The sequence below is a fragment of the Microbacterium sp. C7(2022) genome (genome assembly GCF_028823665.1).
Lineage (GTDB): Bacteria > Actinomycetota > Actinomycetes > Actinomycetales > Microbacteriaceae > Microbacterium.
The window spans coordinates 329630-355355 of record NZ_JAPEHV010000006.1 but is presented as its reverse complement, the minus strand read 5'-3'; the positions used below and the strand labels follow the sequence as shown (position 1 = coordinate 355355).

23 protein-coding genes are annotated in these 25726 nt (G+C 66.4%); 9 read left to right on the top strand and 14 right to left on the bottom strand.

All coding sequences use genetic code 11. The features are described 5' to 3' along the window. Nucleotides 1–36: 36 nt before the first annotated feature. On the top strand, nucleotides 37–1584 hold the full coding sequence (gene glpK / locus ON062_RS12005; RefSeq protein WP_274647371.1) for a glycerol kinase GlpK: 1548 nt from the start codon (nucleotides 37–39) through the stop codon (nucleotides 1582–1584). Here the strand turns inward: glpK and ON062_RS12000 are convergent, their stop codons facing one another. The 10 genes from ON062_RS12000 to sdhC all read right to left on the bottom strand — a co-directional run bounded on the left by ON062_RS12000 (nucleotide 1585) and on the right by sdhC (nucleotide 11062). Then, nucleotides 1585–2457 carry an Fpg/Nei family DNA glycosylase gene (locus ON062_RS12000; RefSeq protein WP_274647370.1) on the bottom strand — a complete coding sequence of 291 codons (873 nt, stop codon included), beginning with the start codon at nucleotides 2455–2457 and terminating at the stop codon, nucleotides 1585–1587. Nucleotides 2458–2488: 31 nt separating this feature from the next. Beyond that, nucleotides 2489–3052, bottom strand: coding sequence for a GNAT family N-acetyltransferase (locus ON062_RS11995; protein ID WP_274647369.1), 564 nt, complete (start codon nucleotides 3050–3052; stop codon nucleotides 2489–2491). 16 nt (nucleotides 3053–3068) lie between these two features. After that, entirely contained in the window at nucleotides 3069–4073 is a 1005-nt protein-coding gene (gene trpS, locus ON062_RS11990) for a tryptophan--tRNA ligase (RefSeq protein WP_274647368.1), read from the bottom strand. Between the two features lie 70 nt (nucleotides 4074–4143). Further along, the gene (locus ON062_RS11985) at nucleotides 4144–4986 is read right to left on the bottom strand and encodes an exodeoxyribonuclease III (protein ID WP_274647367.1); all 843 of its coding nucleotides are present in this window, start codon (nucleotides 4984–4986) and stop codon (nucleotides 4144–4146) included. Nucleotides 4987–5037: 51 nt separating this feature from the next. Next, nucleotides 5038–6264, bottom strand: coding sequence for a YihY/virulence factor BrkB family protein (locus ON062_RS11980; protein ID WP_274647366.1), 1227 nt, complete (start codon nucleotides 6262–6264; stop codon nucleotides 5038–5040). A gap of 9 nt (nucleotides 6265–6273) precedes the next feature. Next, nucleotides 6274–7503, bottom strand: coding sequence for an MFS transporter (locus ON062_RS11975; RefSeq protein ID WP_274647365.1), 1230 nt, complete (start codon nucleotides 7501–7503; stop codon nucleotides 6274–6276). An 11-nt stretch (nucleotides 7504–7514) separates the two neighbouring features. Continuing rightward, nucleotides 7515–8303, bottom strand: a complete 789-nt coding sequence (locus ON062_RS11970; protein ID WP_274647364.1) for a succinate dehydrogenase iron-sulfur subunit — start codon at nucleotides 8301–8303, stop codon at nucleotides 7515–7517. Next, on the bottom strand, nucleotides 8303–10129 hold the full coding sequence (sdhA, locus tag ON062_RS11965; RefSeq protein ID WP_274647363.1) for a succinate dehydrogenase flavoprotein subunit: 1827 nt from the start codon (nucleotides 10127–10129) through the stop codon (nucleotides 8303–8305). The genes ON062_RS11970 and sdhA overlap by 1 nt, the downstream gene beginning before the upstream one ends. A 49-nt stretch (nucleotides 10130–10178) precedes the next feature. After that, complete coding sequence (locus tag ON062_RS11960) at nucleotides 10179–10628, bottom strand: succinate dehydrogenase hydrophobic membrane anchor subunit (RefSeq protein ID WP_274647362.1); 450 nt, start codon at nucleotides 10626–10628, stop codon at nucleotides 10179–10181. Then, entirely contained in the window at nucleotides 10628–11062 is a 435-nt protein-coding gene (gene sdhC, locus ON062_RS11955; RefSeq protein ID WP_274647361.1) for a succinate dehydrogenase, cytochrome b556 subunit, read from the bottom strand. The genes ON062_RS11960 and sdhC overlap by 1 nt, the downstream gene beginning before the upstream one ends. Nucleotides 11063–11299: 237 nt before the next feature. Here sdhC and ON062_RS11950 point away from each other — a divergent pair, with 237 nt between their 5' ends. The 8 genes from ON062_RS11950 (at nucleotide 11300) to ON062_RS11915 (ending at nucleotide 20774) form a co-directional block, all read left to right on the top strand. Beyond that, nucleotides 11300–12415, top strand: a complete 1116-nt coding sequence (locus ON062_RS11950) for a mannose-1-phosphate guanylyltransferase (protein ID WP_274647360.1) — start codon at nucleotides 11300–11302, stop codon at nucleotides 12413–12415. A 142-nt stretch (nucleotides 12416–12557) separates the two neighbouring features. Continuing rightward, the gene (locus tag ON062_RS11945; protein WP_274647359.1) at nucleotides 12558–13664 is read left to right on the top strand and encodes a BMP family protein; all 1107 of its coding nucleotides are present in this window, start codon (nucleotides 12558–12560) and stop codon (nucleotides 13662–13664) included. A 103-nt stretch (nucleotides 13665–13767) separates the two neighbouring features. Further along, nucleotides 13768–15285, top strand: coding sequence for an ABC transporter ATP-binding protein (locus tag ON062_RS11940; protein WP_274647358.1), 1518 nt, complete (start codon nucleotides 13768–13770; stop codon nucleotides 15283–15285). Nucleotides 15286–15308: 23 nt separating this feature from the next. Further along, complete coding sequence (locus ON062_RS11935) at nucleotides 15309–16592, top strand: ABC transporter permease (protein WP_274647427.1); 1284 nt, start codon at nucleotides 15309–15311, stop codon at nucleotides 16590–16592. After that, nucleotides 16589–17875 (top strand): ABC transporter permease, encoded by a 1287-nt coding sequence (locus ON062_RS11930; RefSeq protein ID WP_274647357.1) that lies wholly within the window; start codon nucleotides 16589–16591, stop codon nucleotides 17873–17875. The genes ON062_RS11935 and ON062_RS11930 overlap by 4 nt, the downstream gene beginning before the upstream one ends. 6 nt (nucleotides 17876–17881) lie before the next feature. Continuing rightward, nucleotides 17882–18322 carry a cytidine deaminase gene (locus ON062_RS11925; protein WP_368859985.1) on the top strand — a complete coding sequence of 147 codons (441 nt, stop codon included), beginning with the start codon at nucleotides 17882–17884 and terminating at the stop codon, nucleotides 18320–18322. Further along, complete coding sequence (locus ON062_RS11920; protein WP_274647355.1) at nucleotides 18319–19608, top strand: thymidine phosphorylase; 1290 nt, start codon at nucleotides 18319–18321, stop codon at nucleotides 19606–19608. Before ON062_RS11925 ends, ON062_RS11920 begins: the two co-directional genes overlap by 4 nt. 50 nt (nucleotides 19609–19658) lie before the next feature. Then, nucleotides 19659–20774 (top strand): adenosine deaminase, encoded by a 1116-nt coding sequence (locus tag ON062_RS11915; RefSeq protein WP_274647354.1) that lies wholly within the window; start codon nucleotides 19659–19661, stop codon nucleotides 20772–20774. A 369-nt stretch (nucleotides 20775–21143) separates the two neighbouring features. Here the strand turns inward: ON062_RS11915 and ON062_RS11910 are convergent, their stop codons facing one another. From ON062_RS11910 to ON062_RS11895, 4 genes are all read right to left on the bottom strand, one after another. Beyond that, the gene (locus ON062_RS11910) at nucleotides 21144–21779 is read right to left on the bottom strand and encodes an endonuclease domain-containing protein (RefSeq protein ID WP_274647353.1); all 636 of its coding nucleotides are present in this window, start codon (nucleotides 21777–21779) and stop codon (nucleotides 21144–21146) included. 586 nt (nucleotides 21780–22365) lie between these two features. Then, complete coding sequence (locus tag ON062_RS11905) at nucleotides 22366–23325, bottom strand: SDR family oxidoreductase (RefSeq protein WP_274647352.1); 960 nt, start codon at nucleotides 23323–23325, stop codon at nucleotides 22366–22368. Continuing rightward, nucleotides 23322–24296 carry a bile acid:sodium symporter family protein gene (locus ON062_RS11900; protein WP_274647351.1) on the bottom strand — a complete coding sequence of 325 codons (975 nt, stop codon included), beginning with the start codon at nucleotides 24294–24296 and terminating at the stop codon, nucleotides 23322–23324. Before ON062_RS11900 ends, ON062_RS11905 begins: the two co-directional genes overlap by 4 nt. After that, a complete protein-coding gene (locus ON062_RS11895; RefSeq protein WP_274647350.1) occupies nucleotides 24293–25684 on the bottom strand; it encodes an NAD(P)/FAD-dependent oxidoreductase in 1392 nt (463 codons plus the stop codon). The genes ON062_RS11900 and ON062_RS11895 overlap by 4 nt, the downstream gene beginning before the upstream one ends. Between the last annotated feature and the right edge of the window lie 42 nt (nucleotides 25685–25726).

The following is a 25726-nucleotide window of genomic DNA, read 5'->3' as shown; positions in this document are numbered from 1 at the left end:
TGCGAGACGAGGATGCTCGCGAGAAAGGAGATCCCCGTGGCAGACCACGTGTTGGCCATCGACCAAGGGACGACATCGACCCGCGCCATCGTCTTCAACGCGGGCGGGGCGATCGTGTCGGTCGCGCAGCGCGAGCACGAGCAGATCCTGCCGCGTGCAGGCTGGGTCGAGCACGACGCCGTCGAGATCTGGACCAACACCGAATGGGTCATCGCCTCGGCGCTCACGCAGGCGAAACTCGGCGCGGGCGACCTCGCCGGAATCGGCGTGACGAATCAGCGTGAGACGGCGATCGTGTGGGACAAGCGGACAGGTCGGCCGGTGCACAACGCCATCGTCTGGCAGGACACCCGCACCCAGCCGCGGATTGACGAGTTGTCGGGCGGCACGCGCGAGGGCACGTTCCGCTTCTCTGAGCAGACGGGGCTGCCCCTGGCCACCTACTTCTCGGCCTCGAAGGTGGCATGGATCCTCGAGCACACGCCGGGGGCTCGGGATGCCGCTGAGCGCGGCGACCTGCTGTTCGGAACACCCGACACCTGGGTGATCTGGAACCTGACCGGTGGCAGTCGTGGTGGCATCCACATCACCGACGTCACCAATGCCAGCCGGACGCTGTTGATGGACTTGCAAACGCTGGACTGGGATGACGAACTGCTCGGCGTGTGGAACATTCCGAGGGCGATGATGCCGACGATCACCTCATCCAGTGGCGTCGTTGGCGAGACGCAACTGCCGGGTGTCGCAACGGGCGTGCCGATCGCCGGGATCCTGGGCGACCAGCAGGCGGCGACGTTCGGGCAGGCGGCGTTCGACGCCGGCGAATCGAAGAACACGTACGGCACGGGCAACTTCTTGCTGGTGGGAACGGGTACCGAGATCGTGCGCTCCAACAGCGGACTGATCACGACCGTGGCGTACCGCTGCGGTGACGAGCCGGCGCACTATGCGCTGGAGGGCTCGATCGCCGTGACAGGCTCTCTCGTGCAATGGCTGCGCGACAATCTGGGCATCATCGATCGATCTGAGCAGGTGGAATCCCTCGCGGCGACCGTCGCCGACAACGGGGGAGCGTACTTCGTCCCCGCGTTCTCGGGCCTGTTCGCGCCGTATTGGCGCCCCGATGCGCGCGGCGCTCTGGTGGGACTCACGCGCTACGTCAACAAGGCCCACATTGCGCGCGCGGCGCTGGAGTCCACCGCGTTCCAGACGCGTGACGTCATCGAGGCCGTCTCGTCGGACGCCGACCTGGCCCTGCACGAGCTGCGGGTGGACGGTGGAATGACGCGCAACGACACGCTGATGCAGTTCCAGGCTGACATCCTCGGCATCCCCGTGGTACGACCGAAGGTCGTGGAGACCACCGCTCTCGGCGCCGCGTATGCCGCAGGCCTTGCCACCGGCGTTTGGCGAGACCGGGCGGAGCTACGGGCCCACTGGCAGGAGGATGCTCGCTTCGAACCCCGCATGAGCGAGGACGAACGCGAGCGCCGCTATCGACAGTGGCAGAAGGCGGTCACTAAGTCGCTGGACTGGGTCGACGACGATGCACGCGAACTTATGGGTACCCGCGCAGAGGACTGATCACTTCAGCAGGCGCGACAATCGGCGGTCGGCGAGAATTTTGCCGCCGGTCTGACACGTGGCGCAGTACTCGAGGGAATTGTCGGCGAAGAACACGCTGCGCACGGTGTCGCCGCACACCGGGCACGCTTCCCCGCGTCGGCCGTGCACATGCATGCCGCGACGCTTGGCGTCCTTGAGTTCTGCCGGGGGCTTCCCGGTCACGGCCGTCACAGCCTCGGTGAGCGTCGCTGACATCGCGGCGAACAGCGTATCGATCTCGTCATCGGTGAGAGTCGCAGCGAGGGCGTAGGGAGACATCTTGGCGGCATGCAGGATCTCGTCCGAGTACGCATTGCCGATTCCCGCGACCACGCTCTGATCGCGCAGCACGCCTTTGATCTGGGTACGCCGACCCGACAACAGTGCCGCGAGAGTCGCACGCGTGAACGAAGCGTCGAGGGGATCGGGTCCGAGGCGGGCGATCCCCGGGACATCGCCCGTGTCGCGCACAACATGCACCGCCGATGACTTCTTCGTCCCTGCTTCGGTGAGGTCGAAGCCCGCCCCGGTCGAGAGGGCGACGCGCAGCGCGATCGGCGTCTTTCCGGGGCGGATGACGGTCTGCGGCAGGTGGTCGTACCAGCGCAACCAGCCGGCTTTGGCGAGGTGGAAGACCAGATACAGACTCTGATCGGTGCTGCGGGCTACGGCCACCACGAACTTGCCTCGCCGCTCGACACCGGTGATCTCGGCACCTTCGAGCGCGTTCACAGCCGGGTCATACGTCTTGAGCGCCGCGATGGCGGCGACCGAAACCTTGGTGACGGTGGTCCCGGTCATCGCGCCTCGGAGGAACTCGACGAGCCCCTGCACTTCTGGCATCTCGGGCATGCGCCCATCCTGGCACGCGGGTTCGCGGCTGTCAGCCTTCGAGGACAGGCCAGGGGTGGGGCATCCGATCATCCTCCGCCAAGAGGCCGGCGACCCAGCCGTCGTCACGCCCGCGCGGGCTCGTCAGCGCCTGGCGCAGTGTTCCCTCGTAGCGGAAGCCCAGGGCGCGCGCAGTTTTGGCAGACGGCACATTGCCCACCACGGCCCGCCACGACAGGCGGCGCATGCCGATCTCGGGTGAGAACGCGAAGTCGATCACCGCTCGGCCGGCCTCGGTGAGGACGCGCTGGCCACGGGCATCCGGCGACAGCCAGAACCCGATCTCGGCCGAGCCGCGCGGGGTGACTTCGTGTAGGCCAATCACTCCGGCGAAGGAGGACCCCAGGCGGATCGTCCACACGTACTGGGCGTCGTCGTGCCACCACGTGGCGGTCTTCGCCACGAACTCTTCGGCGTCGGAGCGTGCGTAGGGGGAGGGCACCGTGGTCCAGCGAGGAATCTCGGGATCCTGGCACGCCTCGAAGATCGCCTCGATGTCGTCAGGCCCGGGGGCGCGTAACGTCAGGCGCGTCGTCTGAAGGTCGACCGGCTGCATCGTGTGGTCCGAGCGTCTACGCGCGACGCAGAAGCCCGACCTTGTCGTAGACGTCGGCGAGCGTCTTGTTCGCGACTTCTTCTGCCTTGCCCGCGTTGACGGCCAGCACACGGTCGAGTTCTGCCGGGTCGTCGAGGAGCGCCAGAGCGCGCTCGCGCACCGGGCCGAACTCGTTCACCACGACCTCGGCGAGACCCTTCTTGAAGTCGCCGTAGCCGCGACCGGCGTACTCATCCTCGATCGAGGGGATCTGGCGTCCACTCAGGGCCGCGTAGATGACGAGAAGGTTCGACACACCGGGCTTGTTCTGGCGGTCGTACCGCACCGAGCCCTCGCTGTCGGTGACGGCGCGCATGATCTTCTTCGCCGACTTCGACGGGTCATCGAGCAGCCACAGCACGCCGGCGTCGGTCTCGGCCGACTTCGACATCTTCGCCGTCGGGTTCTGCAGGTCGTAGATGCGCGCGGTGTCCTGCTGAATCACAGGCATCGGCACCGTGAACGCCTTGCCGTAGCGGCTGTTGAAGCGCTCGGCGAGATCACGCGTGAGTTCGACGTGCTGCTTCTGGTCATCGCCCACGGGGACAAGATCGGTCTGGTAGAGCAAGATGTCGGCGGCCATCAGCACCGGGTAGGTGAACAGGCCGACGGAGGTGGCATCCGTGCCGTACCGCGAGGACTTGTCTTTGAACTGCGTCATCCGCCCGGCCTCGCCGAACCCGGTGACGGTGGAGAGAATCCACGCGAGTTCGGCGTGGGCGCTCACGTGCGACTGCACGTACAGCGTCGAGCGCGACGGCTCGATGCCCGCCGCGATGTACTGTGCGGCCGTCCGGCGGGTCTTCTCGCGCAGCTCTGCCGGGTCGTTCGGAACGGTCAGGGCGTGAAGGTCGACGACCGAGAAGAACGCGTCGTACGACTGCTGCATTTCGCGCCACTGCATGAGCGCCCCGATGTAGTTACCGATCTGGAGGGAGTCGGCAGAGGGCTGCATTCCGGAGTACAGGCGCGGTTTAGTCACTCGACAATCCTAAGCGTGCGCGTTGCGCCGTTCGATTCGGATCGGATGCCGCGCACGGCGGCCCGCGCGATCAGACGTCGTAGTCGACGATGACCGGCGCGTGATCACTCCACCGGGTGTCCCACGAATCGGCGCGGACGACCGTGTAGCCGGACGCGCGCTGGGCGAGCGCGGGAGTGGCGAGGTGGTAGTCGATGCGCCACCCGGAGTCGTTGTCGAACGCGCGGCCGCGCATCGACCACCACGTGTAGGGCCCGTCGACGTCGCCGTGCGCCGCGCGCCCGACGTCGACCCACCCGAGCCCGGTGCCGGTGGTGCCGTCCACGGCGGCGACCTCTTGCCCAGCCGCCCCGAGGAAGCGGTCGAAGTACGCGCGCTCACGGGGGAGGAAGCCCGACTTTTTCACGTTGCCCTTCCAGTTGCGGATGTCGAGCTCGCGGTGCCCGACGTTGAGGTCGCCCATGATGAGGGCGAAATCTGCGTGCGCGGCGAGCTGCGGCATCCGCTTCTCCATCGCGTCGAGAAAGGCCCACTTGGCGTCTTGCTTAGGGCTGTCGGCTTCGCCGGTGTGCACGTAGGCACTGACGACCGTGAGGCGCGTGCCGTCGATGTCGAAGTCGGCCTCGATCCAGCGGCCCGCGCTGTCGAGGGGTTCGGGGGAGAGGACGCGGCGGACGTCTGCTGACGGGAGCCGGGATGCCACGGCCACCCCCGCGCGACCTTTCGCGAGGGCTTCATCGTTGACGATCTGCCATCCGGGGACGGCAGCGCGCAACTCGGCCTCGGTCGCCCGTACTTCTTGAAGCGCCATGATGTCGACGTCGGCGTGTTCGAGCCAGTCGAGCATTCCCTTGCGGACCGCTGCGCGGATTCCGTTGACGTTGATAGAGGCGATGCGAACCCTGCGAGACATCTGATCAGCCTAACGACGGGCACAGACATCGCTGACCGTGATGGACTCGGATCATTCGAACAGGGATGACGCCTTCTTCGGCGGGGCCGGCGTTGCTTCCTCGACCTCTTGCAGTTCGCGCTCGGCGTCGCGCACGGCGAGATCGGCCCGCCAGCGTCGATGCCACGGCGCCGACTCGCGCGCCTCTTGTGCCGTGCGCAGGCGTACCTGGGCCGCGAGGAGGAGTGCGCGGTGCTCGGCGGCGAGACGCTCGGCCTCTGTCTGCGGGAGCAGGGGCACGTCGCGATCGCGCGCCGAGACGGCCACCCACGCCGCGGCCACCAACATGATGATCCCGATGATGCGGAACCACAGCAACAGGCCCACGAAGATCGCGAATGTCGCCAGGAGGGCGTTGGACGGGGTGTAGATGAACAGCCATCCCGTGAACAACTGCAGGACCGTGATGGCCCCGCCGCCGAGGAGTGCGCCCGGCCAGATGCGTCGCCAGGGCAGCTTCGTCCCGGTGAGGAAGCGGATGAGTCCCAGCAGGGCCGCGCTGAACACGATGAACGAGATCAGAATTGTGCCCACACGCACGGAAATCCCGTACCAGCTCGAGGTGTCACTCCAGCCAAAGAACCCGAACACCAGGCCGAGCGCCCATGTGCCCACGGAAATCGCGGCGAAGCCGATCACTAGGGCGATGGCGAACAGCACGGCACCGAGGAAGTCCCGCGCCTTCAGCATGAAGTAGCTGCGCAGATCTGGCGGCAACCCGAAGATGTCACGGATGGCGCGTCGGATGAAGGTCACGAAGCCGATCGCGGTCCAGATGAGGGTGCCGAGGGCGATCGCACCGGTGATGCCCAGCACCCCAGCGCTGCTCGTGGCGATATCGGCCACCTGAGCGGGAGTGAACAGGCCATCGTCCGCGATCAAGCCAGGGATGTAGGTGTTGATGAGCGCGATGAGGCCGTTGATGGCGTCTTGGCTGCCCCCGAGCCAGAGCCCCGCGATCGCGAAGGCGACATAGATCGCGGCGAACGTTGCGAAGAGGGCCTGGTAGCTCACCCCCGCGGCCAGCAAGAAGCCGTTGTGCTGTAGGAAGTGGCGCCAGACACGCACGGGGAACCACGCCAACGTCTTTTGTGTCAGTCGGGTGGCGCGATGAATGGGCTCATCGAATCGCTCGCGCAGCGACTCTTGTGTCGATTCCCACCGCGCGCGAAGCGTCTCCTCTTCGCGCTGAGCGACATCGGCCGCGGCACGAGCGTGCTGGGGGCTTCGTTCACTCACCTCGCCAGGTTAGCGGGGTGAGCCAGAGCGTGCCGACATCGCCGCTGGCGTCGCCCGGAAACGGGGGAGCACCCACAGCACCGCGAACAGCGCGAGGGCGGGCAGCGCGAACGCCACCGCGAGCCCGGGGCCATCGGCGAGCAGGCCCACCACGACCGCGCCGAGGATCGCGCCCGCGTAGTTGAAGAGGTTGACGCGCGCGATCACCTGGTCGCTGTGTTCGGGCGAAAGGTCGCCCGCGGCGCCGAAGGTCACCGGTACGAGGACGCCCGTCGCGACGCCGGCGAGGGCGAATCCGAGGACGGCGGCGACGGCGAAGGGGAGGAGCACGACCGCCAGCAGCCCGGCGGCAGAGATCACCACCGCGATCGCCACGAGGCGCGCGCGCCCCCACGCACCCACCAGTCGATCGGTGACCAGTCGTGTCACCAACACGGCCGCCTGGTATGCCGCGTAGCCGAGCGGGGCGACCCACGCGGCCGTCGCGAGGTCATCATGCAGATACACGGTGCTCCAGGTCGATACGGCCGAATCCACGACGAACACCGCGAGGATCACGAAGCCGAACGCCCAGATTCCTGCTCGCGGGAGCCGCGCTCGCTCGGTTGCCGGCAGCGCGTCGTCCACCGGCACATCGCGCAGGAAGAACCACCGCCCGACGATCCCCACAGTCGCGGCAGCGACGCCCGCGACAGTGAGGGCGATTCCGGCGGCAAGGGCCGTGGCGGCGACGGCCGAGACCAGCAGAGCACCAGCGATCGCCGCAGCAGTGAGCGCGGCGAAGAACCTGCCGAGCAGCGGGTGGCCGTGGCGTCGCTGCACCGCAACGCCCTGCATCGCGACGCCGGCGTCGACGCACCCGAGCCCCACGCCGAAGAGGGCAAAGGCGGCCGCGAACACCGCGAACGGCGTTGGCAGGGCGATGAGCGGCAGGGCGATGCCCTGCACGAGAAGGCCGAGCGAGAGCGCGGAGCGCGAACCCCAGTGCACGGCGACCGCGTTCGCCAGCACCGATCCGACGGCGGCCATGAGCGCGACACCGAGGACCAGGATCGACACCATCGTGTCGTCCACGCCCTGACGTTCCTTGAGCGCGGGGAGCGAGGTCACCACCACGGCGTACCCGAGGCCCTGCGCGGCGTACGCCGCAGTGACGGCGAAGCGGCTCACCCGAAGGGGGTGAGCCGCTTGTGAGACGTGCGGGTGCGGCATCCGCTCATCGCTCGGCGATGCGCTCATGCCGCGGAGCCTCAGGCCTTGCCGCGCAGAACCGCCTGCTTGACTTCGGCGATCGCCTTCGTGACCTCGATACCGCGGGGGCATGCTTCGGTGCAGTTGAAGGTGGTGCGGCACCGCCACACGCCCTCTTTGTCGTTCAGGATGTCGAGGCGCACATCACCGGCGTCGTCGCGCGAGTCGAAGATGAAGCGGTGCGCGTTGACGATGGCGGCAGGACCGAAGTACTGGCCGTCGGTCCAGAACACCGGGCACGACGAGGTGCATGCCGCGCACAGAATGCACTTCGTGGTGTCGTCGAAGATCTCGCGGTCGACGATCGACTGCTTGCGCTCCTTGCCCTTCTCGGGCGTCGAGTTCGCGATGAGGAACGGCTGCACCTCGCGGTACGACGCGAAGAACGGCTCCATGTCGACGACGAGGTCCTTTTCCAGCGGCAGACCCTTGATCGCCTCGACGTAGATCGGCTTCGAAATGTCGAGGTCCTTGATCAGCGTCTTGCAGGCGAGGCGGTTGCGACCGTTGATGCGCATCGCGTCGGACCCACAGATGCCGTGCGCACACGAGCGGCGGAAGGTGAGCGAGCCGTCGACCTCCCACTTGATCTTGTGGAGGGCGTCCAGCACGCGGTCGGTCGAGTACAGCTCGACGTCGTAGTCGACCCAGCGCGGCTCGTCGTCTACCTCGGGGTCGAATCGCCGAATGATGAAGGTGACGAGATAGGACTGGATGCCGGTGTCTGCCGGCGTCGCGGTGTCCGGCGTCGACTCGGTGGGGGTCTCTGCGGCAACGACAGTCGACATCAGTACTTCCTCTCCAACGGCGGGTAGCGCAACTCGCCGGCCTCGTTCTTGGTGAACACGACAGGCTTCCAGTCCAGACGGATGTGGTCCTCCGGGTGCGACGAGTGCGCGTCGCCCGAGAGGTACGCCATCGTGTGCTTCATGTAGTTCTCGTCATCGCGCGTGGGGAAGTCATCGCGCATGTGGCCGCCGCGGCTCTCCTTGCGGTTGCGGGCGGTGACGACGACGACCTCGGCGATGTCGAGGAGGAAGCCCAGTTCGACGGCCTCGAGGAGATCGGTGTTGAACCGCTTGCCCTTGTCGTCGACGTGGATGTTCTTGTAGCGCTCGCGCAGATCGGCGATGACGTCCATGACCTCGGCCAGCGACTCGTCGGTGCGGAACACCTGCGCCTTGCGGTCCATTTCGTCCTGCAACTTCTTGCGCAGCACAGCGATCCGCTCGGTGCCCTGGTTGTTGCGCAGGCCTTCGATCAGGCCGCGCACTTCGGCAGCCGGGTCTTCGGGCAGCGGCACGAACTCGGCCGTCTTGACGTACTCGACGGCGTTCTTGCCGGCGCGCTTGCCGAACACGTTGATGTCGAGCAGCGAGTTGGTGCCGAGGCGGTTCGAGCCGTGGACCGAGACGCACGCGCACTCACCGGCGGCGTACAGACCCGGCACGACGGTGGTGTTGTCGCTCAGCACCTGCGCGTCATTGTTGGTCGGGATGCCACCCATGGCGTAGTGCGCGGTGGGCATCACCGGGACAGGCTCGACGACCGGGTCGACACCGAGGTAGGTGCGGGCGAACTCGGTGATGTCAGGGAGCTTCGTCTCGAGGACTTCGGCCCCCAGGTGCGTGCAGTCCAGCAGCACGTAGTCCTTGTGGGGACCCGCACCGCGCCCTTCGGCGACCTCTTGCACCATGCAGCGGCTGACGATGTCTCGCGGCGCGAGGTCTTTGATCGTGGGCGCGTAGCGCTCCATGAAGCGCTCACCCGACACGTTGCGCAGGATCGCGCCTTCGCCGCGCGCGCCTTCGGTGAGCAGGATGCCGAGGCCAGCCAGGCCGGTCGGGTGGAACTGGAAGAACTCCATGTCCTCGAGCGGCAGGCCCTTGCGCCAGATGATCCCGACGCCGTCACCCGTGAGGGTGTGAGCGTTCGAGGTCGTCTTGAAGATCTTGCCGAAACCGCCGGTCGCGAAGATGACGGCCTTCGACTGGAAGACGTGCAACTCACCGGTGGCCAGGTCGTACGCCACGACGCCGGCGATCTGGGTGCTGCCGTCTTCGGCTTTGACGGTCACGAGATCGAGCACGTAAAACTCGTTGAAGAAGTTGATGCCGAGCTTGACGCAGTTCTGGAACAGCGTCTGGAGGATCATGTGGCCGGTACGGTCGGCCGCGTAACACGCGCGACGTACGGGCGTCTTCCCGTGATCGGCGGTGTGTCCGCCGAAGCGGCGCTGGTCGATCTTTCCCTCGGGCGTGCGGTTGAATGGCAGACCCATGTTTTCGAGGTCGATGACCGCGTCGATCGCCTCTTTTGCCAGGATCTCTGCGGCGTCCTGGTCGACGAGGTAGTCGCCACCCTTGACGGTGTCGAAGGTGTGCCATTCCCACGAGTCCTCTTCGACGTTGGCCAGGGCCGCAGCCATGCCGCCCTGTGCGGCGCCGGTGTGCGAACGCGTGGGGTACAGCTTCGAGATGACGGCGGTCCTCGCGCCTGGCCCGGCTTCGATGGCCGCGCGCATGCCGGCACCGCCGGCGCCCACGATCACGATGTCGAACTGGTGGTAGTGGACGCCGTCCTTGACGTAGCTGTCCGCGGTTTCGGTAGTCACAAGCAGTGCTCTCGGTTTCTCGATGTCTCGTCGTCGGGGAGGGTGCGCGTTACGCGCACTCCGCCAGCAGCCAGTCCGCGCTCGTGTCGGTGAGGCCCAGGCACGGGTCGAAGGTGAAGACGACCAGCGTGCCGAGGACGATGAGGAAAGCCGCGGCCACCCAGATCGCTCCGACGAGCACCTTGCGGGTCGTCTCGCCCGTGACGTAGTCGTTCACGATGGTGCGCATGCCGTTGCCGCCGTGGATCAACGCGAGCCACAGCATGAGGACGTCCCACCACTGCCAGAACGGCGAGGACAGCTTGCCGGCGACGAAGGCGAAGTCGATGCCGTGAATTCCTTCGCCGAGCATCAGGTTGACGAACAGGTGGCCGAAAATCAGCACGACGAGCAGAACGCCCGATACGCGCATGTAGATCCAACCGGCCTTTTCGAGGTTGGGGCCCTTGCGGCGCACAGCCTCACGCGGGGCGCGGGGGTCGGCGATGGTGGCGGACATCAGTGACCTCCTCCGATCTCGGCGAACACGATCGACAGGTGGCGGACGCTGAAGGGGATCATGGTCGCAAGCCAGAGCCCGAGCACTCCCCACCACAACTGGCGCTGGTGGCGAGTCGCCCACGTCCAGGCGTCGACGGCGATGATGCGCAGGCCGTTGTACGCGTGGTAGGCGACGGCGCCGACCAGGACGACCTCGCCGATGCCCATCACCGGGTTCTTGTACGAGCTCATCACGGCGTTGTATGCCTCGGGCGACACGCGGATCAGTGCGGTGTCGAGCACGTGGACGAGCAAGAAGAAAAAGATCGCGATGCCGGTGATGCGGTGAAGCACCCATGACCACATTCCTTCGTTCCCGCGGTACAGGGTGCCGCGGGGAGTCTTGGAAGTGGTTTCAGATACCGACGGTGTGACGCGTGCTGGTGCAGACACGGTCGTCCTCCCTGGATCGAAACATGGTCGGGGGCGAGGTTCGATGCCCCGAAAGTGGGCCGATCCCACAGGGATGCGGTCCTTGCGTCACGCGGGCGCTGACGTCAATACTATTCCCCGGTTTGCGAGCGAGGCGACGAAGGACAACCTAAGTCGAGCTCTCTTGACGTCGAGACAAATCCGCCCGTTCTTTCGCGCATCCGGGCAGCCGAGGGTGCGGCCGGTACGCTGGCTGGCATGCCTGAGCCGATCAAAGACTTCTACGCAGTGATCCCCGCCGGCGGCATCGGCAGCAGGCTGTGGCCGCTCTCTCGTGCCGACGCGCCCAAGTTCCTGCATGATCTGACTGGCTCTGGTCACACTCTGCTGCGCGACACGTGGAATCGCCTCGAGCCGCTGGCTGGCCCCGATCGGATCGCCGTGGTGACGGGCCGGGCGCATCGCGCAGCGGTGGAAAGCGAGCTTCCCGGCATCCCGGATCTGAACGTCATTCTCGAATCTGAGCCGCGAGACTCGACGGCCGCGATCGGGCTGGCCGCCGCAATTCTGTCTCGACGTGAACCCGACGTCATCATCGGGTCGTTCGCGGCCGACCATGTCATCCGGGTGCCGCACCTGTTCGACTGGGCGGTGCGTCAAGCCGTCGCCGTCGCGCGCGAGGGCTATATCTGCACGATCGGCATTCAGCCTTCTGAGCCATCCGTGGGATTCGGGTACATCCGCAAGGGTGGGGAGTTCGTCATCGACGGTGCGCCCGAGGCGGCAATGGTCGATAGCTTCGTCGAGAAGCCCGACCTCGACACTGCCCGCGAGTATTTCGCCGACCGTTCGTATTTGTGGAACGCCGGCATGTTCATCACGCGCGCTGATGTGTTGCTTGGGGAGATCGCTGAGCAAGAGCCGCAGTTGTACGCCGGTCTGATGGATTTGGCCGAAGCGTGGGACGACCGCGACGCCCGCGGACCGGTCGTGGACCGCGTGTGGCCGACGCTCAAGAAGATCGCGATCGACTACTCAGTGGCCGAGCCTGCCGCTGCGAAGGGGCGGCTGGCGGTCATTCCCGGTCACTTCGATTGGGATGACGTGGGGGACTTCGCGAGCCTGGCGAAGCTCAACTCGCATGGGCGTAAGAACGATCTGGCGATCCTGGGCGAGAACGCGAGGATTTTGTCGGATGCCGCGAGCGGCATCGTGGTCTCGCAGACGTCTCGAGTGATCAGCCTCGTCGGCGTGCGCGACATCGTCGTGGTCGACACGCCGGACGCGCTGCTGGTGACCACGAGCGAGCACGCACAGCGCGTGAAAGGTGTGGTTGATGCGCTCAAGCTCACCGGACGGGGCGATGTGCTCTGACGTTGCCGTCATGTACCAGCAGATTGCGTCTTTGTAACCATTCGGCGTCCAGGGCCGATCTGGCATGCAAGCAGGGCGTCACACAGGGTAACTTCACTCCAGCACCCGCGAGGTACGCGGGCCTTTGTACGTGGAGGCTGAGTTGACCATTTCCACCCGTAAGCGACTGCTTGGCGGCCTTGTTGGCGCAAGCATGATCGTTGCCCTCGCCGGTTGCGCCTCGGCACCCGAAGAGACCACCGACGAGCCGACCGACAGCACCGCATCCGCCGTTGAGGGCTTCAAGCCCTGCATGGTTTCGGATGCCGGTGGCTTCGACGACAAGTCGTTCAACCAGCTCGGTTTCGAGGGTTTGACCCGTGCCGCTGAGGCGTTCGGTGTCGAGCCGGTGACCGTTCAGTCCGACTCTGAGTCCGACTACGGCCCCAACCTGACCGCACTCGTCGACCAGGACTGCTCGGTTATCGTCACGGTCGGCTTCGCGCTGGCATCGGCAGCAGCCGAGTCCGCTCTGGCGAACCCCGACATCGAGTACGTCTCGATCGACGATGTCGTGGACAACGACTTCGACGGCGAAACTGACGCTCCGAACATCAAGCCCATCGTCTTCGACACCGCGCAGGCCGCGTTCCTCGCCGGCTACGCCGCAGCGTCGTACTCCGAGGCCAAGAAGGTCGGCACGTTCGGTGGAATGAACTTCCCGACCGTCTCGATCTTCATGGACGGCTTCGCACAGGGTGTCGAGTACTGGAACGAGCAGAAGGACGACTCGGTCGAGGTCTTCGGCTGGGACGGCGAGGACGGCGTGTTCACCGGTGGCTTCGTCGCCAACCAGGACGCCATCAACTCGGCTCAGGGTCTGGTCGACCAGGGCGTCGACGTGCTGCTGCCCGTCGGCGGACCGATCTACCAGTCCGCAGCATCCGTCATCCGTGACTCGGGCCGCGACATCGCGCTCGTCGGTGTCGACGCCGACGTGTACGAGACCGACCCGTCGGTCGCCGACCTGCTCCTCACCTCGATCCGCAAGGGCATCGACGTGGGTGTCGAGGAGGCTGTTACCGCAGCCGCTGAAGGCAGCTTCGATGTCACGCCGTTCGTCGGCACGCTCGAGAACGAGGGCGTGGGCCTTGCTCCGTTCCACGACTTCGAGAGCATGATTTCGCCCGACCTGCAGGGTGAGCTCGACGAGATCACCGCCGGCATCATCGACGGATCGATCCCGGTCACGTCGTACCTGGCGGGCTGAGAAATCCAGCATCGCGTGTGGGGAGGCCGGTTCGCCGGTCTCCCCACACATGCGTCCGGACATCGCGTGCCTTTCGTGCACGCCTCTTACTAGGATCTGCAACATGAAGCTCGAACTCCGCGGCATCACCAAGCGGTTCGGCAGCCTGGTCGCCAACGATCACATCGACCTCGTGATCGAACCCGGCGAAATCCACTGCCTGCTCGGTGAGAACGGTGCCGGCAAGTCGACCCTGATGAACGTGCTCTACGGTCTGTACCAGGCTGACGACGGCGTCATCCTGCTCGACGACCAGGTGCAGTACTTCCAAGGACCGGGTGACGCGATGCGCGCGGGCATCGGCATGGTGCACCAGCACTTCATGCTCATTCCCGTGTTCACGGTCGCCGAGAATGTCATGCTCGGCCACGAGTCGACCAAGGCGGGCGGAGTTCTTGATCTGGATGCCGCGCGCGAACGCGTGCGCGAGATCTCGGCGCGCTTCGGGTTCGATCTCGACCCGGACGCCGTGGTCGAAGACCTCCCGGTGGGGGTTCAGCAGCGCGTGGAGATCATCAAGGCGCTCTCCCGTGACGCCAAGGTGCTCGTCTTCGACGAGCCCACCGCGGTGCTCACCCCACAGGAGACCGACGAGCTGATGGAGATCATGCGCCAGCTGAAAGAGGCCGGCACCTCTATCGTCTTCATCACCCACAAGCTGCGCGAAGTGCGCGAAGTCGCCGACCGCATCACCGTGATCCGTCTGGGCAAGGTCGTCGGCGAGGCATCGCCGACCGCCACTAACGCCGAACTCGCCGAGCTGATGGTGGGTCGCGCCGTCGAGCTCACCGTGCAGAAGAACCCGCCCTCACTCGGCGAGAAGTCCCTCATCGTGCAGAACCTCACGGTCGTGGACTCGAAAGACCAGATCGTCGTCGACGGCGTCGACTTCGACGTGCGCGCCGGTGAGATCGTCGCGATCGCTGGTGTGCAGGGCAACGGCCAGACCGAGCTCACTGAAGCGCTCGTGGGCCTGCAGGAGCGGGTGAGCGGCTCTGTCGTCCTCAACAACACCGAGCTCGTCGGCAAGACCGTGCGTCGCATCCTCGACGAAGGCGTGGGCTTCGTGCCCGAAGACCGCAAGGAAGACGGCCTGGTCGCTCCCATGACCATTGCCGAGAACCTGGTGCTCGACCGCACCACAGGGGCCCCGTTCGTGCGCGGCGGCGCGTTGCGCCTGAGCTACATCTCGGAGTTCGCCGAAGAGAAGTTCCACGAGTTCGACGTGCGTGCCCAGGGTGTCGATACCCCCGTCGGCACACTGTCGGGCGGCAACCAGCAGAAAGTCGTGCTGGCACGCGAGCTCAGCCGTGACCTGTCGCTGTTCGTCGCCGCACAGCCCACGCGCGGCGTCGACGTGGGATCGATCGAGTTCATCCACAAGCGCATCGTCGAAACGCGGGACGCGGGGATCCCGGTGATCGTCGTCTCCACAGAACTCGACGAAGTGACGGCACTGGCCGATCGAATCATCGTGATGTATCGGGGAAAGATCATTGGCATCGTCCCGGGTGACACCCCCCGAGGAACGCTGGGCCTCATGATGGCCGGCGAAGCCCCGACCGGAGAGGCAGCGGCATGAGTGAGAGTCTGACCGGCGGAGGAATGCAGCCGGACTCGCAGTTTGATCTCCCGAAGCAGAAAGCCCCCGAGGCCCAGAAGCCCTCGAAGTGGCACGACACGTTCGTGCAGATCACTCAGGGCAACGCGCTTATCTCGGTCCTCGCCGTCGTTCTGGCGCTGATCGTCGGCGGAATCATGATCGCGTGGACCGATCCCGCGGTGCGGGAAGCCTCGGTCTACTTCTTCGCCCGGCCCGGCGACACGTTTGCCGCGATCTTCGCAGCGGTGGGCGGTGCCTACAGCGCGCTGTTCCAGGGCGCGATCTACAACTTCGGCGCAGACTCGTTCGCGCGCGGCATCCGACCCTTCACCGAGACGCTCACCTTCGCGACGCCGCTGATCGCGGCAGGCCTCGGTGTGGCGCTCGCCTTCCGCATCGGAATGTTCAACATCGGTGGGCGCGGCCAGATGCTGATGGCCTCCGCCGCGGCCGGCTGGGTCGGGTTCTCGCTCGACCTGCCGTGGGGAATCCACATGGCCGTGGCGCTGCTGGCGGGCCTCGTGGCCGGTGCGCTGTGGGCCGGTATCGCCGGTGTGCTGAAGGCGCGAACGGGCGCGCACGAGGTGATCGTGACGATCATGCTCAACTACGTCGCGTTCTATTTGGTCTCGTGGATGCTGCGCACACCGGGCCTGCTGCAAGCCCCGGGTTCAGCCAACCCGAAGACGCCCCCGATGAAGGAGACCGCGGTCTTCCCGTTGATCCTGGGCGACCAGTACAACCTGCACTTCGGGTTCGTCCTCTCCATCGCGGCGACCATCTTGGTGTGGTGGATCATCAGCCGCTCGAGCCTCGGGTTTAAGTTCCGCGCCGTGGGGGAGAACCCGCACGCGGCGCGCGTGGCGGGTATCAACGTGAAGGGCATGTACGTCTACGGCATGCTCATCGCCGGAGCGCTGGTGGGTCTCGCCGGTGTCGATCAAGTGCTCGGCACGATCACCACCGGCTTCTCTGCCGACATCGACGCGGGCATCGGCTTCGACGCGATCACGGTGGCACTGCTCGGCCGCTCCACCCCGTGGGGAACGTTCGCGGCTGGCATCCTGTTCGGTGCATTCAAGGCGGGTGGTTTCGCCATGCAGGCTGGCGAGCAGATCCCCATCGAGATCGTGACGGTCGTCCAGTCGCTCATCGTGCTGTTCATTGCGGCGCCGCCCCTGGTGCGCACGATCTTCTTCCTTCCCTCGAAGGAGCGCGACCAGCGCAAGCGTGCAAAGGCTCGTGAGAAAGAGTTGAAGGCCGAGATGATGGCGGTGTCGAAGTGAGCACGGTGACCACTCCGGACGGGGCCATCGCCCCCATCGAACTGCAGAAGGCCGACGTGCGCAGCTGGAAGGCCCCGATCGCGCTGGCTATCTTCGCCGCCCTCTACGCGCTGCTCATCGTGGCTGCACCGCGCAGCGGTGACACCACGTTCCGCCTGTCGACGGGCAGTGACGCCGTGCAGCTCGGCGACATCGTTGTTCCCGTCACCCTGACCGTGTGGGTGGTGTTCGTCCTGCTGCTGGTGCTGACCGCGCTGGCAGCGTGGTTCGTCCGCGCACGAGGAACGACGCCCCTGTGGGTGATCGCGGCGTACATCGTGATCCTCGTCTACGGCTTCCTCGCATGGGCGGCCTCGGGCGCTGCGATCCCCGTCACGGGCCTCCTTGCCGGCGCTGTCGCTCTCGCGATCCCGCTCATCTACGGCGCCCTTACCGGTGTCATCGGCGAACGCGTCGGCGTGGTCAACATCGCGATCGAGGGACAGTTGCTCGCCGGTGCATTCACGGCGGCGGTCGTGGCAACCGTTACCGGACTCCCGATCCTCGGGCTGCTCGCGGCTATGGTCGCCGGCATGCTCGTGGCCTTCGTGCTCGCGGCGTTTTCGATCAAATACCTCGTCGAGCAGGTCATCGTCGGTGTCGTGCTGAACGTTCTGGTGACGGGCCTCACGAGCTTCTTGTTCTCCCAGGTGCTGCAGCCCAACGCCGCAACGCTCAACACTCCGCCTCGCTTCGACCGCATCGCGATTCCTCTGTTGTCGGACATCCCCGTGCTCGGGCCGGTGCTGTTCCGCCAGACGATCATCGTCTACTTGATGTACCTCGCCGTGGCGTTGGTGTGGTTCGGCATGTTCCGTACGCGCTGGGGTCTGCGGCTGCGCGCGGTCGGCGAACACCCGCAGGCCGCCGACACCGTCGGCATCCGCGTCAACCCGACCCGGTTCTGGAATGTGCTCCTCGCCGGGGCGCTGGCGGGCCTCGGTGGCACGGTCTTCACGATCGGAAACGGCATCGCCTTCAACAAAGAGATGACTGCCGGCGCGGGCTTCATCGCGCTGGCCGCGGTGATCTTCGGCCAGTGGGACCCGATCAAGGCGACACTCGCTGCGCTTCTTTTCGGGTTCGCCTCGAGCCTGCAGAACACCCTCAGCGTCATCGGGTCGCCCGTGCCCAGCGAGTTCATGCTCATGCTTCCCTACGTCGTCACGATCTTTGTGGTCGCCGGTGTCGTCGGGCGCTCTCGAGGGCCAGCCGCAGCCGGGTTGCCCTACGTAAAGGGCTGACGTGGCATCCATCACCATCACTGTGCTTGCTATCGGAGGAGTCGCGTGACCGACATCGATTGGGACGAACTGCGCGCGGGGGCTACCGCCGCCATGGAGCGGGCGTACGCGCCCTACTCGCGCTACAAGGTAGGGGCTGCGGCGCTCGTCTCGGACGGGCGGATCGTGACCGGATGCAACGTTGAAAACGCCTCGTACGGGGTCGGGCTGTGCGCCGAATGCGGGCTTGTCAGCGAGCTTCAGATGTCGGGCGGCGGGCAACTGGTCGCCTTCGTCTGCGTCAACGGACTCGGCGAGACGATCATGCCGTGCGGGCGATGCCGGCAGCTGCTCTATGAATTCGCGCTGCCCGGGATGCTGCTCGAGACGGTGTCGGGAATCCGGACGATCGACGAAGTGCTGCCGGACGCCTTCGGGCCGCGCGACCTCGAGGACGCCGCCCGATGAGCGTGGAGCCGTTCGACGCGGTTGACGTGATCCGCACCAAGCGCGACGGCGGCGTAGTCGCCGAGGACGCGCTTCGCTGGATGATCGACGCGTACACCCGCGAATACGTGGCCGACTCGCAGATGGCGGCCTTCGCGATGGCCGTTCTGCTCAACGGCATGGAGCGCGACGAGATCCGCGTGATGACCGATGCGATGATCGCGTCGGGGGAGCGCATGAGCTTCGCCGGACTCGGCAAGGCCACCGTCGACAAGCACTCCACCGGTGGAGTGGGTGACAAGATCACGTTGCCGCTCGCGCCACTCGTCGCCGCGTTCGGGGTTGCGGTGCCGCAGCTTTCGGGGCGCGGGCTCGGTCACACCGGGGGCACGCTCGACAAGCTGGAGTCGATTCCGGGGTGGCGTGCGGCACTGTCGAACGACGAGATGTTCGCGCAGCTGCGAGACGTGGGTGCGGTCATCTGCGCCGCGGGCTCAGGTCTCGCACCGGCTGACAAGCGTTTGTACGCCCTGCGCGACGTGACCGGAACGGTCGAGGCTATTCCGCTGATCGCGTCGAGCATCATGTCGAAGAAGATCGCCGAAGGCACCGATTCGCTCGTGCTCGACGTGAAGTTCGGCTCTGGCGCGTTCATGCAAGACATCGGCAAGGCGCGCGAGCTTGCAGAGGCGATGGTAGCGCTCGGCACCGACTCGGGTGTGTCGACCACCGCCTTGCTCACCGACATGAACACGCCGCTCGGCCTCGCGATCGGCAACGCCAACGAGGTGCGCGAATCCGTCGAGGTGCTTGCCGGCGGCGGCCCGGCCGACGTGGTCGAGCTGACCGTCGCGCTCGCGCGCGAGATGCTGGCGCTGGCTGGCCAGCCTGATGCCGACGTGGAGGCGGCGCTGCGCGATGGGCGCGCGATGGACTCGTGGCGCGCCATGATCAGCGCGCAGGGTGGGGACCCGGATGCCGCATTGCCTGCGCCGAATGAGACGCACACCGTGACGGCGCCCGAGGCGGGATTCGTCACCCGGATGGAGGCGTTGCCGTTCGGTATCGCCGCCTGGCGACTGGGTGCCGGGCGTGCACGGGCACAGGACCCCGTGCTGCACGAGGCAGGAATCGATCTGCACGTGAAGCCGGGCGATCAGGTGGCAGCCGGTCAACCGCTGTTCACTCTTCTCGGGCATGATGGATCACGGTTCGCACGAGCGCTCGACGCCCTCGACGGCGCGTGGGAACTCGGGTCGTCCGCGCCGGCCACCTCGTCGATCGTTCGCGAACGCATCACCGCCTGACCGCGGCATCCGCTTCACTTCTTCCTACTCACCCCTTCGAGGAGAACACCATGGCCATCGATCAGTACGGCGACGCCGTTCTCGAAGGACTCTCGATTCGCTCACTGCCCAAGGTTTCGCTGCACGACCACCTGGATGGTGCGGTTCGCCCGGGCACGATCATCGAACTCGCCGATGACCTCGACCTTGAGGTGCCCGAGCAGGAGGCCGACGCGCTCGGCGAGTGGATCGCCGATAAGAGCGACTCGGGCTCGCTTGTGGAGTACCTGAAGACGTTCGACCTGACGACGTCGGTCATGCAGACCCGAGAAGGCCTGACGCGTATCGCGCGGGAGTTCGTCGAAGACCTCGCCGCCGACGGTGTGATTTACGGCGAGGTGCGCTGGGCGCCCGAACAGCACCTCGGACGCGGTCTCTCGCTGGATGACGTCGTCGAGGCAGTGCAAGAGGGCATCGAAGAGGGGGAGGACGCGGCCGAGAGCGCCGGGCACGACATTCGGGTCGGGCAGCTCATCACCGCGATGCGACACACCGACCGTTCGCTTGAGATCGCCAAGCTCGCCGTGCAGTGGCGTGAGCGTGGTGCCGTCGGCTTCGACATCGCTGGGCCTGAAGATGGCTTTCCCGCGTCGAAGCACAAGGCTGCGTTCGACTACCTCGCGTCGCAGTTCTTCCCCGTGACCGTGCACGCCGGCGAGGCGGCCGGACTCGACTCGATTCGCGGGGCGCTCATCGATGGGCGCGCCCTGCGCCTCGGCCACGGTGTGCGCATCGCCGAAGACCTCGAGGTTGTTTCGCGCGCGGGCGAGGACGTGCTGGTGCAGTTCGGTGACCTGGCGCGCTGGGTGCGTGACCGCGAGATTCCGCTCGAGCTTTCGCCGTCGTCGAACCTGCAGACGGGTGCGATTGCGGCGTGGGGCGAGAACCTCGAGGACCACCCGTTCGATCTGCTGTACCAGCTGGGTTTCTCGGTGACGGTGAACGTCGACAACCGGACGATGAGTAGCACCTCGCTCACGCGTGAGCTGGCGCTGTTGGCGCAGACATTCGAGTACGGGCTCGACGACCTCGAGGCCTTCCAGCTGAATGCCGCGGCGGCGGCCTTCCTGCCGACCGAGGAGCGCGAGGAGCTCATCGAGCTGATCGCCGACGGTTTCGAGCGCTGAGCGCGCCGCGGTGGCCGCGCGCTGCGCGCGTTCTCCGCGCCGCAGCTGCTGTCCTCCGCCGCTCCCCGCCGCGCCGAGGCGCGCTGTCCTCCGCCGCTCCCCGCCGGGCCGTAACTCCTGAGATCGGGCGCCGCTGGCCGGTTTCGCGCCGATGTGGGGCACTGGACGCCCAGATTTCAGGAGTTGCGGCACGTGCGGTCAGCAATCGCGGCCCGCGGCGGCCTGAGCTGGGTCTGTCACGCGAGCAACGCGTAACGCCCAATGCCGCGCCGTAACTCCTGACAACTGCTGCGGCTGGCCTGATTTCGCGTGGGCGGATGGCAGGTGGGCGGTCGAACTTCCGGAGTTACGGGGCGCCGCGCTATGGCGCTAGCGCTGGAATTGACCGCGCCGCAAGAGCCCAGCGATGGCACCGCGCACATCGTCGCGGTGCCACATGATGTCCTCGGCGAGCAGCCTGAGCGTGACGTAGCCGCGTTCGGCCGCCATCCGATCACGTCGAAGGTCGCGCTTTCGCGCCGCCCAGTCGGAGTGGAACGCCTGGCTGTCGCACTCGATGATCAGCCAGCCGTCGACGAGAAAGTCGACGCGGCCGATGCCGTCGATACTCACCTGCAGATCTACCTGGCATTCCAACGTGCGCAGCACCAGTCGCACAAGTGTTTCGGGGCCTGACTCGCATCGCCCGTCGACGAGGTCTTTCAGCACGCCGTAGCGCCGGGGCAGTCTGGCAAAGATCGTGGCCAGTCCAGCCTTGTTGATGATGCCGAGATGGAGTGCACTGTCGAGTGTTGCGATGGCTGCTCGCGCCTCCTGGCAACGCACCGCCTGTGCGAGCGCTTCGACGATCGGGACAGTCAGGCACGCGGGCGGGGCCATGCTTGCTCGCCAGTGCGCGGTGACGGCAGCGGACCGCCGGGGCAACCGGCTCGCGTCTGGCTCGAGCTGAACGTGAAGTCCAGCGGCGTCTTGGACGAAGACGCCCAACTCCTGCAGAAGTGTCACGCAGTCTAACCGACCGCCAAGTCGTGCCGCACTGAGGAGCGTTGGCGCGCAGCCCGTTTGGACGTATCGGCCGCGGCGAACCCGGATGAGTTCGCCGCTCATGACCGCAGCCCGAAGAGTTGAGCGGTTGTACCCGTTCGTGGCCAGTTCCGCGGTGCTCCAATAGACCCGCTGCGTCTGTGGTGGCGGAGTGGGGATGGCGGCGAGTCTAGGAGCGGGCGTGCCGGGGCGGGAGGTCTGGACCTGCATCACGCCAGTCTTGGGGTGCGGTGCTGGCTCTGCCCGGGCTTGGTACAGCCTGTGGGAAGTCGGCGCGACGCGGACACATGGGGAGGAGTGCGCGGCGTGGCTCGCCGTCGGTGGGAGCGGCGACCGTGCGCAACTCCTGAGAATTGTGTCGTCAGCCGCTGAGGGGGCGGCCAAATCCTGCAGGACGGCGCGAACTTCCGGAGTTAGGGCAGGAGACAGGCGGGCGGCCGCCCGCCAGGCTTCTCGTGGTGGAGTTCTGCGGGTGGGCCGGGTCGGGTGACGGTGGAGGGCAGCAGCCGCGGAGGAGGCCCAGCGGCCGCGCGCAGCCCGGCGAGGCTCAGCCGCGCGCGACGCCGGGGTGGGATGCCAGGTAGGCCTCGAACGCCTCGGCGCTCGTCATCGCGGGGGTGAACCCGAAGTCCTGCCGCAACGCGGTGTTCGCCAGCACCGGCCGGTGCTGCAGGAACACCACCTTCTCGGGGCCGTGAACCGTCAGCCGCAGGGCCTGGCCCACACGCAGGGCGAAAGCCAAGAGCCCGGCCGGCAGTGTGAGTAGCGGCTTCCCGAGGCGCTGCGCGATCTGCTGCACCGACAGACACCCGTCGCCGGCGACGTTGTAGATTCCGGGCGGGCCGTCGGTGGCCGCGCGGGCCATCGCCGCGGCGACATCGTCGACCCAGATGAAGACGAACGGCGACGCCGAACCGCGAATGGCCAGGATGCGTGACGAATCCCACAGGGCCGTGATCTGGTTCTGCACGGTCGGGCCCAGGATCGTCCCGATGCGGAACACCACCTGCTCGAGTTCGGGGTGCATCTCACGGTATGCGCCGAGGAGCTGCTCGACAAGACGCTTGTGCTTCGAGTAGGGGAAGGCGTCGTTTCCGTGCAGCGGGTCAGATTCGGTCAACCACTCGGGGTTGTCGGAGTGGTACCCGTAGGCTGCCCCCGAAGAGGACACCACGATGCGACGAACGCCCGCTTCGATGCATGCTTCGAGCACGTTGCGTGAGCCATCGACGTCGACGCGGTACTCCATGTCGTGGTCGCGCCCCGGCGAGACGATCGCAGCCAGATGTACCACGACATCGATCGCGTGGCGCGTCAGCAGCGGGGTCAGCGCCCCGGCGCGCGTGACGTCGCATTCTTCGTATGCCACGGATTCGATCGGATGCTCGGGCCGCCGCACGTCACCGGCGACGACGAGGTCGACGCCGGGGTGAGCGACCAGCGCACGAGCGACGTGGCTGCCCAAGAACCCTGCGCCACCGGTAATGAGCACCCGCACGCCGGTCACGAGGGCTCTCCAAAAGCGCTGTCAGCGCCACCGACGCGGGCGTGGCGGCTGGCGTCGCCCTTGATCGATCCGGTGCGGCGCTTCGTGCGCGCCGCCCACAGGCTCGCGAGGATGAGCCCGGCGATGATGTCCCACACGCCCCACCATCCCGCGACGATGGCCATGCCACCGAGCCCGTCGAAGAACGCGAAGATCAGGCCGAGCCCGAGTCCGGCGTTACGGATGCCGACCTCGAACGTCATCGCCTTCCGTTCGCGGGTTCCGAGGCCCCCGGCCACGGCCGTGCCGTAGCCGATCGCGAGAGCCACGGCGTCGTGCACGGCAACGACCAGGAGGATCACGCCGAGGAACGCGATGAAGTACTGCCAATTGCCGGCCAGTGCGGCGACGATGAAGCCCACGAGCGCGATCAGCGAGAACCACTTCACGAACGGCTGCACCGTGCGCGAGAACTTCTCGAAGCGGTTGCGGATCAGAAGGCCGACGATGAAGGGCAGGCCGATGATGAGGAAGACATCGAGAAGCATCTGCCACGGGTCGAGCGCGACGGTCTCGAGGAGAGTGCTCGCGGTCGGGTGCAGCGATCCCCAGAACGCGATCGAGAGCGGCAGCATGAAGATGTAGATGACGTTGCCGACGGCGGTCATCGACACCGACAGGGCGACGTTTCCGCCCGATCGATGGGTGAGTACCTGCGAGATGTTGCCGGGTGGGCAGCAGGCGACAAGCAGCATGCCGAGCGCCATAGATGGCGTCACGGGCAGGATCAACGTGAGCCCGAACGTGACGGCGGGCAGCACGACCAACTGGGCAAGAATCGCGACGACGAACGGCTTGGGTTTGCGCAGGACGATCTTGAAGTCGTCGACTGTCGTGTCGAGCGCGATCCCGAACATGATCAGGCCGAGCACGACGTTCAGTAGCAGGAGCGAACCCGGATTGAAGTTCAGCAGGACGTCATCGGGATTCATGCGTCGACTTTCTGCTGCGTAGCTCGCGACGAGCTGGCGTGCCCGCGGCTGGTGAGCCGGGGGAGTCGGATGCCGCGACGCGGCGCATCGGCCGCTTCGGCACGCAGTGCGGTGCGCGCATCGCGCACGGCCGACCGGTACGCGTCCTTGTTGACGTAGAACGACATGCGTTCGAGCCCGAGGTAGTGGTAGCCGCCGGTGAGGTCTGGCCACGGTTCGTCGGCGATGCGCTGGCGGAAGGCCTCAGCGCGCTCAGGGGCGTCCTCGGTCGCGCGCAGGTATTCGGCGATGAGCTCCGCCTGCTCGTAGCGGCCCTGCCAGCCGATCCCCGACGCTTCGATCATGCCCATGACGTACAGACCGTTGAACGACGGGGGGAACACGTTCAGGAACAGCTTCGGTGACCAGCCGGTCCAGTGCAGGGCGTCGCGCTCGACGAACGGGTAGTCCAGCGTGTAACCGGTTGCGAGGAGGATCAGGTCGTATTCGCCCTGCGAGCCATCGCGGAAGTGTACGGTGTGGCCGTCAAACCGGTCGATGTCGGCGCGGATGCTGAGATCCCCCTGACCGAGGTGGTTCAGGATCAGGGTGTTCACGATCGGGTGCGACTCGTAGATCTTGTACGCAGGTCGGGGGAAGCCGAAGTGCACCGGGTCGCCGGTGAAAGCCTGCAGAACGCGCTTGTCGATGAACTGCTTGATCTTCGCGGGCAACGGCTTGCCCTGGTTGAGGGTGTCGGCCGGCTTGCCGAAGAGGTAGCGAGGTACGAAGTAGTAGCCTCGGCGCACGCTCATGTCGACGGATGCCGCGTGGTGCACCGCGTCGACGGCGATGTCGCACCCGGAGTTACCGGCGCCGATGATGAGGACGCGCTTGCCGGTGAGCTGGGTCGCCCGCTTGTAGGCGCTGGTGTGCATGATCTCACCGGCGAACTCGCCGCGGAAGGTGGGAATGTGGGGCTCGGCGAGCGTGCCGTTGGCGAGGATGACGCCGGTGTAGCGCTGGCTGATCTCGCCGTCCGGGCCGGTTGCGCGCAGCATCCACTCACCGTCGTCGTCGCGGGTGACCGCGGTGACCTTGGTTTCGAACCGGAACTGGTCGGTGAGCCCGAAGTGATCGGCGAAGTCGCGGAAGTATCGGATCAACTCGCGATGGCTGGGGTAGTCAGCGGTGGACGCCATCGGGTACTCGGCGAACTGTGTCGTCGTCCGCGACGAGATGAGGTGGGCCGACTCGTACATGGTGGAGCGGGGGTTCTCGATGTCCCACAGCCCCCCGACGCCACGAGAGGCTTCGTAGCCGTCGAATGCGATGCCGGCCTTCTGCAGGGCGCGGGCGGCCGATAGTCCGGACGGTCCGGCGCCGATGATGGCGTAACGGTGCTCCATGTTTCCTCTTTTGCACGACGATGTGACGTGGCGGGGCGCCGC

Excerpts from the sequence above, each read along its gene's own strand:
- ON062_RS12000 (WP_274647370.1), bottom strand. The coding sequence starts at position 2,457 with ATGCCCGAGATGCCAGAAGTGCAGGGGCTCGTCGAGTTCCTCCGAGGC.
- ON062_RS11995 (WP_274647369.1), bottom strand. The coding sequence starts at position 3,052 with ATGCAGCCGGTCGACCTTCAGACGACGCGCCTGACGTTACGCGCCCCC.
- ON062_RS11985 (WP_274647367.1), bottom strand. The coding sequence starts at position 4,986 with ATGTCTCGCAGGGTTCGCATCGCCTCTATCAACGTCAACGGAATCCGC.
- ON062_RS11975 (WP_274647365.1), bottom strand. The coding sequence starts at position 7,503 with ATGAGCGCATCGCCGAGCGATGAGCGGATGCCGCACCCGCACGTCTCA.
- ON062_RS11970 (WP_274647364.1), bottom strand. The coding sequence starts at position 8,303 with ATGTCGACTGTCGTTGCCGCAGAGACCCCCACCGAGTCGACGCCGGAC.
- ON062_RS11960 (WP_274647362.1), bottom strand. The coding sequence starts at position 10,628 with ATGTCCGCCACCATCGCCGACCCCCGCGCCCCGCGTGAGGCTGTGCGC.
- ON062_RS11950 (WP_274647360.1), top strand. The coding sequence starts at position 11,300 with ATGCCTGAGCCGATCAAAGACTTCTACGCAGTGATCCCCGCCGGCGGC.
- ON062_RS11940 (WP_274647358.1), top strand. The coding sequence starts at position 13,768 with ATGAAGCTCGAACTCCGCGGCATCACCAAGCGGTTCGGCAGCCTGGTC.
- ON062_RS11935 (WP_274647427.1), top strand. The coding sequence starts at position 15,309 with ATGCAGCCGGACTCGCAGTTTGATCTCCCGAAGCAGAAAGCCCCCGAG.
- ON062_RS11920 (WP_274647355.1), top strand. The coding sequence starts at position 18,319 with ATGAGCGTGGAGCCGTTCGACGCGGTTGACGTGATCCGCACCAAGCGC.
- ON062_RS11915 (WP_274647354.1), top strand. The coding sequence starts at position 19,659 with ATGGCCATCGATCAGTACGGCGACGCCGTTCTCGAAGGACTCTCGATT.
- ON062_RS11900 (WP_274647351.1), bottom strand. The coding sequence starts at position 24,296 with ATGAATCCCGATGACGTCCTGCTGAACTTCAATCCGGGTTCGCTCCTG.
- ON062_RS11895 (WP_274647350.1), bottom strand. The coding sequence starts at position 25,684 with ATGGAGCACCGTTACGCCATCATCGGCGCCGGACCGTCCGGACTATCG.